This window comes from Microbacterium panaciterrae, assembly GCF_039541635.1.
Taxonomy (GTDB): domain Bacteria; phylum Actinomycetota; class Actinomycetes; order Actinomycetales; family Microbacteriaceae; genus Microbacterium; species Microbacterium panaciterrae.
On the sequence record NZ_BAABGP010000003.1, the window covers coordinates 61,446 to 74,612 of the forward strand.

General features: G+C 71.1%; 15 protein-coding genes. 10 read left to right on the top strand and 5 right to left on the bottom strand.

The annotated features are described in order from the left end of the window. Positions 1-25 precede the first annotated feature (25 nt). The 10 genes from ABD882_RS00325 (at position 26) to ABD882_RS00370 (ending at position 9,555) form a co-directional block, all read left to right on the top strand. Positions 26-370 (top strand): hypothetical protein, encoded by a 345-nt coding sequence (locus tag ABD882_RS00325; RefSeq protein WP_345183194.1) that lies wholly within the window; start codon positions 26-28, stop codon positions 368-370. After that, positions 367-648 (top strand): HPr family phosphocarrier protein, encoded by a 282-nt coding sequence (locus ABD882_RS00330; protein ID WP_345183196.1) that lies wholly within the window; start codon positions 367-369, stop codon positions 646-648. Before ABD882_RS00325 ends, ABD882_RS00330 begins: the two co-directional genes overlap by 4 nt. Next, complete coding sequence (gene ptsP / locus ABD882_RS00335) at positions 648-2,321, top strand: phosphoenolpyruvate--protein phosphotransferase (protein WP_345183198.1); 1,674 nt, start codon at positions 648-650, stop codon at positions 2,319-2,321. Before ABD882_RS00330 ends, ptsP begins: the two co-directional genes overlap by 1 nt. A gap of 64 nt (positions 2,322-2,385) precedes the next feature. Then, positions 2,386-4,005: a PTS mannitol transporter subunit IIBC gene (locus ABD882_RS00340; protein WP_345183200.1), complete on the top strand. Its 1,620-nt coding sequence runs from the start codon at positions 2,386-2,388 to the stop codon at positions 4,003-4,005. A gap of 32 nt (positions 4,006-4,037) precedes the next feature. Further along, on the top strand, positions 4,038-4,469 hold the full coding sequence (locus ABD882_RS00345; RefSeq protein WP_345183202.1) for a PTS mannitol transporter subunit IIA: 432 nt from the start codon (positions 4,038-4,040) through the stop codon (positions 4,467-4,469). Further along, on the top strand, positions 4,469-5,620 hold the full coding sequence (locus ABD882_RS00350; RefSeq protein ID WP_345183204.1) for a mannitol-1-phosphate 5-dehydrogenase: 1,152 nt from the start codon (positions 4,469-4,471) through the stop codon (positions 5,618-5,620). The genes ABD882_RS00345 and ABD882_RS00350 overlap by 1 nt, the downstream gene beginning before the upstream one ends. A 47-nt stretch (positions 5,621-5,667) precedes the next feature. Further along, positions 5,668-6,255 (top strand): GNAT family N-acetyltransferase, encoded by a 588-nt coding sequence (locus tag ABD882_RS00355; RefSeq protein ID WP_345183206.1) that lies wholly within the window; start codon positions 5,668-5,670, stop codon positions 6,253-6,255. Positions 6,256-6,338: 83 nt separating this feature from the next. Next, positions 6,339-7,652: a flavin-containing monooxygenase gene (locus ABD882_RS00360; protein WP_345183208.1), complete on the top strand. Its 1,314-nt coding sequence runs from the start codon at positions 6,339-6,341 to the stop codon at positions 7,650-7,652. Then, complete coding sequence (locus tag ABD882_RS00365; RefSeq protein WP_345183212.1) at positions 7,649-8,605, top strand: bile acid:sodium symporter family protein; 957 nt, start codon at positions 7,649-7,651, stop codon at positions 8,603-8,605. The genes ABD882_RS00360 and ABD882_RS00365 overlap by 4 nt, the downstream gene beginning before the upstream one ends. After that, complete coding sequence (locus tag ABD882_RS00370; RefSeq protein ID WP_345183214.1) at positions 8,602-9,555, top strand: SDR family oxidoreductase; 954 nt, start codon at positions 8,602-8,604, stop codon at positions 9,553-9,555. Before ABD882_RS00365 ends, ABD882_RS00370 begins: the two co-directional genes overlap by 4 nt. Positions 9,556-9,579: 24 nt before the next feature. On the opposite strand, the gene ABD882_RS00375 is transcribed toward ABD882_RS00370, so the two are convergent. The 5 genes from ABD882_RS00375 to ABD882_RS00395 form a co-directional block, all read right to left on the bottom strand. Then, positions 9,580-9,900 carry a DMT family transporter gene (locus ABD882_RS00375; RefSeq protein ID WP_345183216.1) on the bottom strand — a complete coding sequence of 107 codons (321 nt, stop codon included), beginning with the start codon at positions 9,898-9,900 and terminating at the stop codon, positions 9,580-9,582. Next, the gene (locus ABD882_RS00380) at positions 9,897-10,277 is read right to left on the bottom strand and encodes a DMT family transporter (protein WP_345183218.1); all 381 of its coding nucleotides are present in this window, start codon (positions 10,275-10,277) and stop codon (positions 9,897-9,899) included. Before ABD882_RS00380 ends, ABD882_RS00375 begins: the two co-directional genes overlap by 4 nt. Further along, positions 10,270-11,385, bottom strand: a complete 1,116-nt coding sequence (locus ABD882_RS00385; RefSeq protein WP_345183220.1) for an adenosine deaminase — start codon at positions 11,383-11,385, stop codon at positions 10,270-10,272. Before ABD882_RS00385 ends, ABD882_RS00380 begins: the two co-directional genes overlap by 8 nt. A gap of 89 nt (positions 11,386-11,474) precedes the next feature. Next, positions 11,475-12,767 carry a thymidine phosphorylase gene (locus ABD882_RS00390; protein WP_345183221.1) on the bottom strand — a complete coding sequence of 431 codons (1,293 nt, stop codon included), beginning with the start codon at positions 12,765-12,767 and terminating at the stop codon, positions 11,475-11,477. After that, entirely contained in the window at positions 12,764-13,159 is a 396-nt protein-coding gene (locus ABD882_RS00395) for a cytidine deaminase (RefSeq protein WP_345183223.1), read from the bottom strand. The genes ABD882_RS00390 and ABD882_RS00395 overlap by 4 nt, the downstream gene beginning before the upstream one ends. Positions 13,160-13,167: the final 8 nt, after the last annotated feature.

The following is a 13,167-nucleotide window of genomic DNA, read 5'->3' on the forward strand; positions in this document are numbered from 1 at the left end:
AGATGATCGCAGAAGGGACGAATCGATGAGGATCCAAGTCATCTGCGGCGCCGGTGCCTCCAGCACCTTCGTCGCTGCGCGGCTGCGCAGGGCCGCGATCGCGGCGGGTTCCGACTGGGACGTCGCCGCAGCTCCCCTCGACGCCGTGGACCCGTTCGCCGATCTCGTCCTGGTGGGGCCGCACATCGCCGACCGCCGTGCCGACATCGCCCGCCGAGCCCCGCGTGCTCGCGTGGTCGTGCTCACCGAGGACGCCTTCACCGACCTCGACGGGGTGCGCATCCACGCCCTCGTGCAGACCCATCTCGCCGAGCCCGGCACCGCGCCGGCCGGCACCGCCGACAGCACCGCACCGAAAGGAACGCCATGACCGCGTTGACCCGCACCGTCCGCATCGGCTCATCCCATGGGCTGCACGCCCGCCCCGCGAAGATCTTCGCGCAGGCGGCGAAGGGCACAGGCATCCCGGTGACGATCGCGAAGGACTCCGGCAAGGTCGTGAACGCCGCGAGCATCCTCGGCGTGATCGCCCTCGGCTTCGAGCAGGGCGACTATGCGACGCTCACCGCCGAGGGCGAGGGCGCGGAGACGGCCCTGGACACCCTCGCCGACCTGCTCGCCACCGATCACGATGAGGGCGTCGCCTGATGGCCGAGATCCGAGGCGTCGGGATCGGCCAGGGCGTCGCCACCGGTCCGGTGCGCCGCATGGCCGAGGCCCTGCCCGCGCCGGACGACACCCCCAGCACCGTCGGCGCCGACGCCGAGCGCGTGAGGGCGCAGGAGGCGATCGCGGACGTCGCCGCCGATCTGAACCGTCGCGCCGAGTCCGTCACCGGCTCGGCGCAGGAGGTGCTCGAGGCTCAGGCGATGATCGCCGAGGATCCCACGCTCGCCGACGAGGTGGAGGAGCGGATCGTTGCCGGATCCACGGCCGAGTGGGCGGTGCACGACGCCTTCGCCGGCTTCCGGGCATCGCTCGAGGCGGTCGGCGGGTACCTCGGCGAGCGCGCGGCCGATCTGGACGACATCGCCCAGCGGGTGCTTGCACGGCTGCGCGGAGTGCCGGCCCCCGGCGTCCCCGACCCGGGGCACCCGTTCGTGCTGGTCGCCCGGGATCTCGCGCCCGCCGACACCGCGCTGCTCGACCTGGACAAAGTGCTCGCGCTGATCACCACGGACGGCGGCCCGACCTCGCACACCGCGATCCTCGCCCGCGAGAAGGGCATCGTGGCCGTCGTGGGCGCGGCCGGCGCCGACGCCCTCGCCGACGACGAGACCGTGATCGTGGATGCGGCCTCGGGCACGGTCAGCACCGACCCTGACGCCGCAGCCCTCGAGCGGGCGGCCGCGCGCGCCGCCGACCGGCAGGCCGCCGACACGGCGCCGCCGACCCCGGGCGCCCTCGCCGACGGCACCCCCGTCGCGCTGCTCGCCAACCTCGGCAAGCCCGCCGACGCGGCGGACGCCGTCGCCCGCGGCGCGGAGGGCGTCGGTCTGTTCCGCACCGAATTCCTGTTCCTGTCCGCCACCCACGCGCCGACCGTGTCGGCGCAGCGCGAGGCGTACCGCGAGCTGCTCGCGGCGTTCTCGGGCAAGAAGGTCGTCGTGCGAGTGCTCGACGCCGGCGCCGACAAGCCGCTGCCGTTCCTCAACGACGCGCACGAGGAGAACCCGGCGCTCGGACTGCGCGGCCTGCGTGCCCTGCGGGCGAGCGAGGACATCCTCCGCGAGCAGCTGACGGCCCTCGCCGAGGCGGACGCCGAGACCGAGGCCGACCTCTGGGTGATGGCGCCCATGGTCACGACCGTCGAGGAGACCGTGTACTTCACCGCGCTCGCCCGCGAGTTCGGGCTGCGCACGGCCGGCGTGATGGTCGAGGTGCCGGCGTGCGCCCTGCTCGCGGACCGGCTGCTGACGCACGCCGACTTCGCGTCGATCGGCACGAACGACCTGACCCAGTACACGATGGCCGCCGACCGCCTGCTCGGATCCGTCGCGTCCTTCCAGGATCCCTGGCACCCGGCCGTGCTGCGTCTGGTCGCCGAGGTCGGCCGCGCCGGCGCCGCGCTCGGAAAGCCGGTCGGCGTCTGCGGCGAGGCGGCCGCGGATCCGCTGCTCGCCGTCGTCCTCGTCGGGCTCGGCATCGGCTCCCTGTCGATGGCGCCCGCCGCGCTCTCCGACGTCCGTCGCAGCCTCGCCCAGCACACCGCCGGCGACGCGCGGCGCATCGCCGAGGCCGCTCTGGGCGCCGACGACGCGGCCTCCGCACGCGCCGCCGCCACCTCTGCCGCTTCCTCGCCCGCAGTCCCGTCCCCGTAACCCGACAGCACCGCACCGAGCGGCCTCCCCTGGCCGCTCAGAACCGAATCAGGAGAAACACACCATGACAACGACGTCACCGTCCCCGACCGGAGTGAACAGGGCCCGCATCGGCGTCCAGCGCTTCGGCACGTTCCTGTCCGGCATGATCATGCCCAACATCGCCGCGTTCATCGCCTGGGGCTTCATCACGATGCTCTTCATCTCGGTGGGCTGGCTCGGCATGTGGCACCCCGTGGCCGACCTGCTCGGCGGATTCGGCAACGCCGACACCCTCGGCTGGCACGGCGCGATGACCGCACTCGCCAAGGGGCCGGACGGCACCACCACCTTCCTGCAGTACGTGGGCCTCGTCGGCCCGATGGTGACGTACCTGCTGCCGCTGCTGATCGCGAACACCGGCGGGCGGATGGTCTACGGCGAACGCGGCGGCGTCGTGGCGAGCATCGCCACGATGGGCGTGATCGTCGGCACCGACATCCCGATGTTCCTCGGTGCGATGATCATGGGACCGCTCGCGGGCCTGGTCACCAAGTGGATGGACCGGATCTGGGACGGCAAGATCCGCCCCGGCTTCGAGATGCTGGTCAACAACTTCTCCGCCGGGATCCTCGGGATGCTGCTCGCGATCGTCGGCTTCTTCGGGTTCGGTCCGATCATGCTCGGAATCAGCGCCGTGCTCGGCACCGTGGTCGCCTGGCTGGTGTCGATCCACCTGCTGCCGATCGTCTCGGTGATCGTGGAGCCCGCCAAGGTGCTCTTCCTGAACAACGCGATCAACCACGGCGTGTTCACCCCGCTCGGCATCGAGCAGGCCTCGCACGTCGGCAAGTCGATCCTGTTCCTGATCGAGGCGAACCCCGGACCGGGCCTGGGCCTGCTGCTCGCCTTCACGTTCTTCGGCATCGGCGAGGCGAAAGCTTCGGCTCCGGGCGCGATCATCATCCAGTTCTTCGGCGGCATCCACGAGATCTACTTCCCGTACGCGCTGAGCAAGCCGATGACGATCCTCGCCCTGATGGCGGGAGGCGCGACCGGCGTCACCACGAACATGGTCCTCGGTGGCGGCCTGGCATTCCCAGCGGCGCCCGGCAGCATCATCGCCGTGACCGCGGCCGCCCTCAGCCCCGCCGCGGGCGGGTTCGGCAACCTGCTGATCGTGTACCTGTCCGTGGTGCTCGCCGCGGTCGTCACGTTCCTGATCGCCGGCGTCATCCTGCGGGCCTCCCGCAGGCGCGACCTGGCCGCTGCCGACACATTCGGCGCCGCGATCGCGCAGACCGAGGCCAACAAGGGCCGCTCGTCCGCCGCGATGGATGCGCTGCGCGCCTCCTCCGCGTCGGCGGTCGCTGCCGCGCCGGCCGAGGCCCCCGTCGCCACCGAGCACCGCATCGACCGGATCGTGTTCGCCTGCGACGCCGGGATGGGCTCCTCCGCGATGGGTGCGAGCGTGCTGCGCAACAAGATCAAGAAGGCGGGCCTGGAGGGCGTCGACGTCACCAACAAGGCGATCGCAAACCTCGACGGCACCGAAGACCTGATCATCACGCAGCAGCAGCTCACCGACCGCGCCAAGGCCCGCAACGGCGACGCGATCCACGTCTCGGTGGACAACTTCATGAACTCGCCGCGATACGACGAGGTCGTCGAGATGGTGCGCCGCCAGCACGGCGACGGCGCCTGACCGGCCCTCGAACGAGAGAGGAACAACCTGAGATGAGCATTCTGACCGCGGACCGCGTCCGCATCCACCCCGGCTCCGCCACGCAGGAGGAGGCGCTGGCGGAGGCGGCCGGCCTCCTGGTCGCGGCGGGCGCCGTGACCGGCGCCTACCTCGCCGCGATGCGCCAGCGCGAGCAGACCGTGTCGACGTACATGGGCAACGGCCTCGCGATCCCGCACGGGACCAACGAGGCGAAGGATGAGATCCTCGCCTCGGCGCTGAGCGTGGTGCGCTACGACGGCGGCGTGGACTGGGCGGGGGATCCGGTGACGTTCGTGATCGGCATCGCCGGCCGCGGCGACGAGCACCTGGAGATCCTGTCGCAGATCGCGATCACCTTCTCCGAGGAGGACGACGTCGCCCGGCTCTCCGCGCTCGCCACCGCCGAGGAACTGTTCGCCGAGCTGTCGGCGGTGAACGGCTGATGTCCGTCGCGGTGCACTTCGGGGCCGGCAACATCGGCCGGGGTTTCGTCGGTCTGCTGCTGCACGAGGCCGGCTATGAGCTGGTGTTCTCGGACGTGGCGTCCGACCTCGTCGACGCCATCAACGCGGCCCCGGAGTACACCGTGCACGAGGCGGGGCCCGGCGGCGTCGACCACGTCGTGACCGGGTTCCGCGCGGTCGACAGCCGCACGGACCCGGACGCTGCTGCGGCCGCCGTCGCCTCCGCCGATGTCGTCACCACGGCGGTCGGCCCGACCGTGCTGCGGTTCGTGGCGCCGACGATCGTGGCAGGGCTCCGGCTCCGCGACGCCGGGCGCGCGCCGGTGCAGATCATGGCCTGCGAGAACGCGATCGGGGCGACCGATCTGCTGCGCGCCGAGGTCGCCGCCGCCGCAGGCGAGGACGCTCCGGAACTCCTGCGGCGCGCGGTGTTCGCGAACACGGCCGTCGACCGGATCGTGCCCGCGCAGGCGCCGGGGCAGGGCGTGGACGTCACGGTCGAGCCGTACTTCGAGTGGGCGATCGAGAGCGGACCGTTCGGCGGGAACCTGCCGCACATCCCCGGCGCGCACTTCGTGGCGGACCTCGGCCCCTACATCGAGCGCAAGCTGTTCACGGTCAACACCGGGCACGCGGCGACGGCGTACTTCGGCGAGCGCGCGGGCGCGACCACGATCGCGGAGGCGCTGCAGGATCCGGCCACCGCCGCGGCGGTCGAGGCGGCGCTGCAGGAGACGTCGAGCGTGCTGTCCGCCGTGCACGGCCTGGATCCCGCGGAGCTCGCGCAGTACCGCGCGAAGATCCTGGATCGGTTCCGCAACCCCCTGCTGCCGGACACGGTGCGCCGGGTGGGCCGCCAGCCGCTGCGCAAGCTGTCCCGGCACGAGCGGTTCATCGGACCGGCGGCCGAGGCGGCCGAACGAGGACTGAGCACGACGGCGCTGGTCGCCGCGATCGGCGCGGCACTGGCCTTCGACGTCCCCGAGGACGAGGAGTCCGTGCGTCTGCAGGAGCTGCTGCGCACCCTGGACGCGGACGCGTTCACCGCCGAGGTGACCGGACTCGGATCCGAGCACCCGCTGTTCGGCGCCGTGCGCGAGGCCGTGGCAGCGCGGCAGGCCGCGCTCTGATCGTCGAGCGTGTCGGGGCCGGCCTTCCGCCCCGATACGCTCGCTGCATGGACTTCGCCACACCCGTCACCCTGCAGAACGAGTTCGTGCGGCTGGAGCCGCTCGGCCCCGAGCACGCGGACGATCTCGCGGCGGCGACCGCCGGGCTGGAGGACCGCTGGTACACGTCGGTCCCGGACGCCGAGGGCGTTCCCGCGGAGATCGCCCGGCGCCGGGGCCTGCACGCGCAGGGCTGGATGAATCCGTTCGCGATCCGAGATCTCCGCACCGGGCGTGCGGTCGGGATGACGACCTACTGCGCCATCGACCAGCCGAACCGGGTGGTCGAGATCGGCTACACCTGGCTCTCCCCCGAAGTCCACGGCACCGCGGTGAACCCGGCGGCGAAGCGCCTGCTGCTCGGACACGCCTTCGAGGAGTGCGACGCGATCCGGGTGCAGTTCTGCACGCATTTCCACAACCGCCAGTCCCGCGCGGCCATCGAGCGACTGGGTGCCAAGCTCGACGGGATCCTGCGCAACCACCGCATCATGGCCGACGGCGCGCTGCGCGACACCGTGGTGTATTCGATCCTGCCGCACGAGTGGCCGGCGGTGCGCAACGGCCTCGACGCGCGACTCGCGAAGCGGCGCTGATCCGGGTCCCTCGCCGTTCTCAGCCGAGGGATAGGATCGGGGCACTGCGCGCGTCGACCCGAGCCGCGCCGGTGGAGGAGAGCATGACGACGAAGTCATATGCCGTCATCGGGGCGGGCCCGTCCGGCCTCGCCGTGATGCGGGCCCTGCAGAAGGCCGGCATCCTGGCGACGGGTTACGAGGCCTCGCACGACGTCGGCGGCCTCTGGGACATCACGAACCCGCGCAGCACCATGTACTCCTCGGCGCACCTGATCTCCTCGCGCACGACCACCGAGTTCACCGAGTTCCCGATGGACAGCGACGTCGACTATCCCGGCCACCGCGTGCTGAAGCGTTATTTCGACGATTACGCCGACACGTTCCGCCTGCGCGAACGGTTCCGGTTCGGCACGCACGTCGAGCGGCTGGAGCGTGACGGCGACGGCTGGATCCTCCGCGCCTCCACGGGCGCCGACCGCATCGTCGAACGCCACGACGGCGTGATCCTCGCGAACGGCACGCTCGCCGAACCGCAGGTCCCTTCCTTCGCGGGCGAGTTCACCGGCGAGATCATGCACACCAGCGCATACAAGGATCCGGCTCAGCTCGCCGGGAAGCGCGTGCTCATCATCGGCGCCGGCAACTCGGGCTGCGACATCGCGGTCGACGCCGTGCACCACGCGACGAGCGTCGACATGAGCGTGCGCCGCGGCTACTACTTCGTGCCGCGCTACCTGTTCGGCCGTCCCAGCGACACCCTGAACCAGGGCCGTCCGCTGCCCGCGCGGATCAAGCAGGCGATCGACTCGAGGGTGCTGCGCGCGTTCACCGGCGACCCCGTGCGATTCGGGTTCCCGAAGCCCGACTACCGCATCTACGAGACCCACCCGATCGTGAACACGCTGGTGCTGAACCACCTGGGCCAGGGCGACCTGCGGGTGCGTGCGGACATCGGCCGCTTCGACGGCGACACGGTGCATTTCGCCGATGGCTCGTCAGGCGAATACGACCTGATCCTGCTCGCCACCGGCTACAGGCTCGACTACCCGTTCGTCGACCGCGAGCACCTGAACTGGCAGGGCGCCTCGCCGCGGGTGTTCCTGAACGTGTTCCCGCCGTCGTTCAACGGGCTCTACCTGATGGGCATGATCGAGGCGAGCGGCATCGGCTGGCAGGGCCGCTACGAGCAGGCGGAGCTGATCGCGACGTACCTCGCCGCCGCGGAGCAGGATCCGGCCCGCGCCGAGCGGTTCCGCGCACGCGTCGGCGAGCGGGTCTGGCCCGACCTCACCGGCGGGTACCGCTATCTGGCCCTGGCACGGATGGCCCATTACGTGAACAAGGACGCCTACCGCCGGGCCGTGCGCACCGAGCGGGAGGGCCTCCTGGCCCCGGTGAAGGATCCGGTCGCATGAACGTGGATCAGGTCACGGTGCACTTCACGCCGGGCACGCTGATGATCCTGAACATCGTGCTCGCCCTCATCATGCTCGGGATCGCGCTGGACACGTCCCCGAAGGACTTCCGCGTGGTGCTCACCCACCCGAAGCCGTTCGTGGTGGCGATCCTGGCGCAGCTGCTGGTGCTGCCGGCGGTCACCTTCGGCCTGACCCTGATCCTGCCGGTGACCCCGTCCATGGCGCTCGGCATGATCCTCGTCGCGTGCTGCCCGCCCGGCAACATCTCCCAGGTGCTGACACACCGCTCCGGGGGAAACGTCGCCCTGTCGGTGTCGATGACCGCCGTCGGCAACCTGCTGTACATCGTCGCGATGCCGTTGAGCATCGCGTTCTGGGGCTCGATCCATCCGACGGCGCGGCTGCTGCTGCACGACGTGGCGCTGAACCCCTGGCAGATGCTGCTGGAGATCCTGCTCATCGTGGGCGTCCCATTCGTGATCGGGCTGCTGCTGCGAGCGCGCCTGCCGCGCCTGGCGGCGCGCGTGCAGCCCGTCGTGCGCTGGTTCGGCCTGCTCGCGCTGGTGGGCTTCATCGTGGGCGCGCTCGCGGGCAACTGGGCCGTCTTCCTCAGCGTGATCGGCGCCGTGCTGCTCGTCGTCGCGATCCACGACGCCGTCTCGCTCGCGATCGGCTACAGCACCGCGGTGCTCGGCGGGCTCGCCACCCGCGAGCGCAAGGCGATGACCTTCGAGGTCGGCATCCGCAATGCCGGACTCGGGCTCGGGCTGGTGTTCACGTTCTTCGGGGGGCTGGGCGGCATGGCCGTCGTCGCCGGCTGGTGGGGCGTGTGGGACATCGTGGCCGGCCTCGCACTCGCTACGCTCTGGGGCATGCACACGAAGCGCCGCACCGGTTCGATCTCGGGCAACGCCTCCGGTCCCGCGACGCCGGCGGCCCAGACCCGATGAGGCGCATCCTGGTCACCGGCGGCGCCGGATTCCTCGGCACGCGGGTCACCGCGCTGCTCGCCGACCACCCCGATGTCGACCTGGTCGTGTGCGGCGACCTCCGCGACTCCGAGGTGCCGGGCGTCGTGTCGATCCGGGTGGACGTGACCGATCCGGACGGCCTGCCCGAGGTGCTGCAGGCTCACCGCATCGACACGGTCGTGCACCTCGCCGCGATCGTCAACCCCGGCCGCGATGTGCCGCACGAGTTCCGCGTCGACGTGCAGGGCTCCGCGAACGTCCTCGCCGCGTGCGTCGAGGCGGGCGTGCGCCGGCTCGTCGTGTCGAGCTCGGGAGCCGCCTACGGCTACCACCCGGACAACCCGGACTGGATCGACGAGACGGATGCGCTGCGCGGCAACGACGAGTTCCCCTACTCCCGGCACAAGCGCCTCATCGAGGAGATGCTCGCCGCCGCCCGGTTCGCGCATCCCGACCTGGAGCAGGTCATCTTCCGGATCGGCACGATCCTCGGCCCCACCGTGCACAACCAGATCACGGCGCTGTGGGACGCGCAGCGGATCCTGCACATCGCCGGATCCGACTCCCCCTTCGTGTTCGTCTGGGTCGACGATGTGGCCGCGGCGATGGTGCGCGCCGCGGTGGGCACGGGACCGGCCGGCATCTACAACGTCGCCGGCGACGGCGCGATGAGCGTGCCGGAGATCGCCCGCCGGCTGGGCAAGCGACTCCTGACCGTTCCCGCCCCTGTGCTGGCGATCGCCCTCGCGATCGGCAGCCTGCTGCGCCTGACCGAGCACGGTCCGGAGAAGATCCGGTTCCTGCGCTACCGTCCCGTGCTGCGCAACCGGCGCCTCAAGGAGGACTTCGGCTACACGCCGGCGCTGAGCACGGCACAGGCGTTCGAGGAGTACATCCGCACCCACCCGGACGTCGTCCGGGTGGGTTAGCCGGCACTTCGGCCTGCCGGATGTCTACCCCTGACCGGCTTCGACCAGGATCACTCCCCCGACGATCACGGCGAGCCCGAGCGCGGTCATGCCGGAGATCCGGTCGCGGAACAGGATCCGTCCCAGCACGGCGGTCGCTGCGACGCCCAGCGCGGCCCAGACCGCGTAGGCGATGCCCACCGGCATCCCGAGCGCGAGCACCGCGCCGAGCAGCACGTACGAGACGAGGTAGCCGACCACGATCGCCGGGAGGTGCCGACGCCGTCGGAAGCCCTCCGACGCCCGCAGCGAGAGCGTCGCGGTCACCTCGGCGGCGATCGCTCCGAGCAGCAGCAACCAGGTCACGACGCGCGGCCCCGATCCTGGCGGGCGTGACGCGTGCCGAGTTCGGCGAGCAGCACACCGGCGATGATCACGCCGAGACCGACGAGCGACAGCGCGCTCAGCGCCTCGGCGAACAGCGCCGCGGCCGCCAGCGCGGTCAGCGCGACCCCGATCGCGGACCAGATGCCGTAGGCGACGCCGACCGGCATGCCGCGGGTGAGCACCACCCCCAGCAGCCAGAACGATCCGCCATAGCCGATCACGACGACGATCAGCCACCACCAGGATCCGCCGGTCGACACCGCACGCAGGCTGAGCGTCGCGCTCACCTCGAGCACGATCGCGAGCAGAAGCGGTGGCCAGGCGCTGCTCGGCTCCTTACCGGAGCGTTCACTCATCGAAGCCCTCGGCGATCATCTCGACGAGCTCCTCACGCTCCTCTACCGGGAGGAAGGCGCCGGCCGCGGCGTTGAACTGGAACGCCTCGAGGTCTTCCAGGTCGTAGCCGAAGGAGTCGACCAGCAGGGCCATCTCCCGCGTCAGCGAGGTGGCGCTCATGGTGCGGTTGTCGACGTTTACGGTGACCGCGAAGCCGAGCTGGTAGAGCAGGTCGAACGGGTGATCGGCGAACTCCGTGCCCCATGCCGCGATCGCACCGGTCTGCAGGTTCGAGGACGGCGAGAGCTCGAGCGGGATCTCGCGGTCGCGCACCCAGCGGGCGAGGTCGCCGAAACGCACCTGCACCTCTTCGCCGTCGCGGTTCACGATCTCGAGGTCCTCCGCGATCCGCACACCGTGCCCGAGGCGCAGCGCCCGCCCGTCGATCAAGGCGGAGCGGATCGAGTCCGGTCCCGCGGCCTCGCCCGCGTGCACGGTCGTCGGGAACATCTGCCCGGCCAGGTACTCGAAGGTGTCGCGGTAGCGCGATGAGGGATATCCGGCCTCGGGTCCGGCGGTGTCGAAGCCGACGACGCCGCGGCCACGGTAGGAGACCGCGAGCTCGGCGATCTCGCGGACCCGGTCGGTCTGGCGCATCGCCGACAGCAGCTGGCCGACGCGGATGCTCTTCCCGCTGCGCTCCGCCGCGTCCTCGGCCTCGTCGATGCCGCCCTGCACGGCGTCGACCGCCTGCGCCAGGCTGAGCCCCGCTGAGACGTGCAGCTCGGGCGCCCAGCGCACCTCGCCGTAGACCACCCCGTCACGGACCAGATCTTCGACGAACTCGCGCGAGATCCGGCGCAGGTTGTCGGCGGTCTGCATGACCGAGAGCGAGACGTCGAAGGTCTTCAGGTAGTCGATGAGGGATCCGGCACTCGCCTGGGTGCGGAACCACAGCGCCAGCGCCGTGGCGTCGGTGTGCGGCAGCTCGATCCCGCTCGCGTCGGCGAGTTCGATGATCGTGGCGGGGCGCACTCCCCCGTCGAGGTGGTCGTGCAGGGAGACCTTGGGCAGTCCGCGCAGGGACATGCCCTCCACGTCCAGGTCGCCGTTCGCGTCGATGGGCATGACGGATCCTTCCTCAGCGGTCGATCGATCAGAAATCGTACGGGATGTTCCGAGAGGAACCGGACGCGGGCACGGGGCCCGCGACCAGCCTAAGCGGTGATCCGCTCGCGCACGAGGGACGAGCGCTCGATCCGCTCCGCGCCGATCTCCCACGCCCCTTCGACGGCGTCCAGCGCCCGTTCGAACCGGGCGGCGTCGTCCGCGGAGAGGGTGAACACGGGGTCTCCGGCGCGCACGGCATCGCCCGGTTTCACGTGCAGGTCGATGCCGGCCGCGAACACGACGGCGTCCTGGGCGCGGGCACGGCCGGCGCCGAGACGCCAGGCGCCGATGCCGAACGGCAGCGCGTCCATGCGGATGATGAACCCGTCGGACGGCGCGGTGACGGTGTGCGTCTCCGCGGCCGTCGGCAGCGCCGCATCGGGGTCGCCGTCCTGCGCGCGGATCATGGCCTTCCACGAGTCCATGGCCCGGCCGTCGTCCAGTGCCCGCTCCACGTCGGCGTCGGGCTGACCGCTCAGCGCGAGCATCTCCCGGGCCAGGGCGAGGGTGAGCTCGCGGACGTCTGCGGGGCCTCCGCCGGCGAGCACCTCGACCGACTCGCGCACCTCGTTCGCGTTGCCGATGGCCAGGCCCAGCGGCACGTTCATGTCGGTGAGCAGCGCGGTCGTGGAGACGCCGGAGTCGGTGCCCAGTTCGACCATCGTGCGCGCCAGCTCGCGCGCCCGGTCGATGTCGTGCATGAAGGCGCCGGATCCGAACTTCACGTCCAGCACGAGGGCGTCGGTGCCCTCGGCGATCTTCTTGGACATGATGCTCGACGCGATCAGCGGGATCGCCTCGACCGTGCCGGTCACATCGCGGAGGGCATAGAGCTTCTTGTCGGCGGGCGCGAGACCGGATCCGGCCGCGCAGATCACCGCCCCGACGTCGCTCTTGAGCTGCGCGAAGATCTCCTCGTTGCTCAGCGCCGCGCGCCAGCCCGGAATCGACTCCAGCTTGTCGAGCGTGCCGCCGGTGTGGCCGAGGCCGCGTCCCGACAGCTGCGGCACCGAGACGCCGAAGCAGGCGACCAGCGGGGCGAGCGGTAGCGTGATCTTGTCGCCGACGCCGCCGGTGGAGTGCTTGTCCACGGTCTTCTTGCCGAGGGCTGCGAAGCTCATCCGCTCACCCGAGGAGATCATGGCGTCGGTGAGCACGCGGATCTCGGAGCGCTCCATCCCGCGCTGGAAGATCGCCATCGCGAACGAGGCCATCTGCGGATCCGTGACGTAGCCGCGGGTGTAGGCGTCGATCATCCAGCGCAGTGCCGGCTCCGGCACGATGCCGCCGTCGCGCTTCGCGTGGATGACGTCGACGGCGTCGAAGGGTTCGATGCTCATCGCGCGGTCTCCAGATCTTTCGGCCCGAACGCGTCGGGCAGCACTTCGTCGATCGTCCTGATGCCGGACACCGTCTCGAGCAGCATGCCGGGCGACGCGTGCTCGACGAGCAGCTGCCGGCAGCGGCCGCACGGCATGATCGTCTCGCCGTCGCCGTTCACGCAGACGAACGCGATCAGGCGCCCGCCGCCGGACATGTGCAAGTCGCCGACCAGGGCGCACTCGGCGCAGAGGGTGACGCCGTACGAGGCGTTCTCGACGTTGCAGCCGGCCACGATCCGGCCGTCGTCGACGAGCGCCGCCGCCCCCACCCGGTAGTGCGAGTACGGCGCGTAGGCCTTGCGCTGCGCGTCGTTCGCGACCTGGCGCAGCTCGTCCCAGTCGATGTCCATGAAACGTC

Bases quoted from the DNA above. Each gene is read 5' to 3' on its own strand.
- ABD882_RS00325 (WP_345183194.1), top strand. From the start codon at position 26: ATGAGGATCCAAGTCATCTGCGGCGCCGGTGCCTCCAGCACCTTCGTC.
- ABD882_RS00330 (WP_345183196.1), top strand. From the start codon at position 367: ATGACCGCGTTGACCCGCACCGTCCGCATCGGCTCATCCCATGGGCTG.
- ptsP (WP_345183198.1), top strand. From the start codon at position 648: ATGGCCGAGATCCGAGGCGTCGGGATCGGCCAGGGCGTCGCCACCGGT.
- ABD882_RS00340 (WP_345183200.1), top strand. From the start codon at position 2,386: ATGACAACGACGTCACCGTCCCCGACCGGAGTGAACAGGGCCCGCATC.
- ABD882_RS00345 (WP_345183202.1), top strand. From the start codon at position 4,038: ATGAGCATTCTGACCGCGGACCGCGTCCGCATCCACCCCGGCTCCGCC.
- ABD882_RS00350 (WP_345183204.1), top strand. From the start codon at position 4,469: ATGTCCGTCGCGGTGCACTTCGGGGCCGGCAACATCGGCCGGGGTTTC.
- ABD882_RS00355 (WP_345183206.1), top strand. From the start codon at position 5,668: ATGGACTTCGCCACACCCGTCACCCTGCAGAACGAGTTCGTGCGGCTG.
- ABD882_RS00360 (WP_345183208.1), top strand. From the start codon at position 6,339: ATGACGACGAAGTCATATGCCGTCATCGGGGCGGGCCCGTCCGGCCTC.
- ABD882_RS00365 (WP_345183212.1), top strand. From the start codon at position 7,649: ATGAACGTGGATCAGGTCACGGTGCACTTCACGCCGGGCACGCTGATG.
- ABD882_RS00370 (WP_345183214.1), top strand. From the start codon at position 8,602: ATGAGGCGCATCCTGGTCACCGGCGGCGCCGGATTCCTCGGCACGCGG.
- ABD882_RS00380 (WP_345183218.1), bottom strand. From the start codon at position 10,277: ATGAGTGAACGCTCCGGTAAGGAGCCGAGCAGCGCCTGGCCACCGCTT.
- ABD882_RS00385 (WP_345183220.1), bottom strand. From the start codon at position 11,385: ATGCCCATCGACGCGAACGGCGACCTGGACGTGGAGGGCATGTCCCTG.
- ABD882_RS00390 (WP_345183221.1), bottom strand. From the start codon at position 12,767: ATGAGCATCGAACCCTTCGACGCCGTCGACGTCATCCACGCGAAGCGC.
- ABD882_RS00395 (WP_345183223.1), bottom strand. From the start codon at position 13,159: ATGGACATCGACTGGGACGAGCTGCGCCAGGTCGCGAACGACGCGCAG.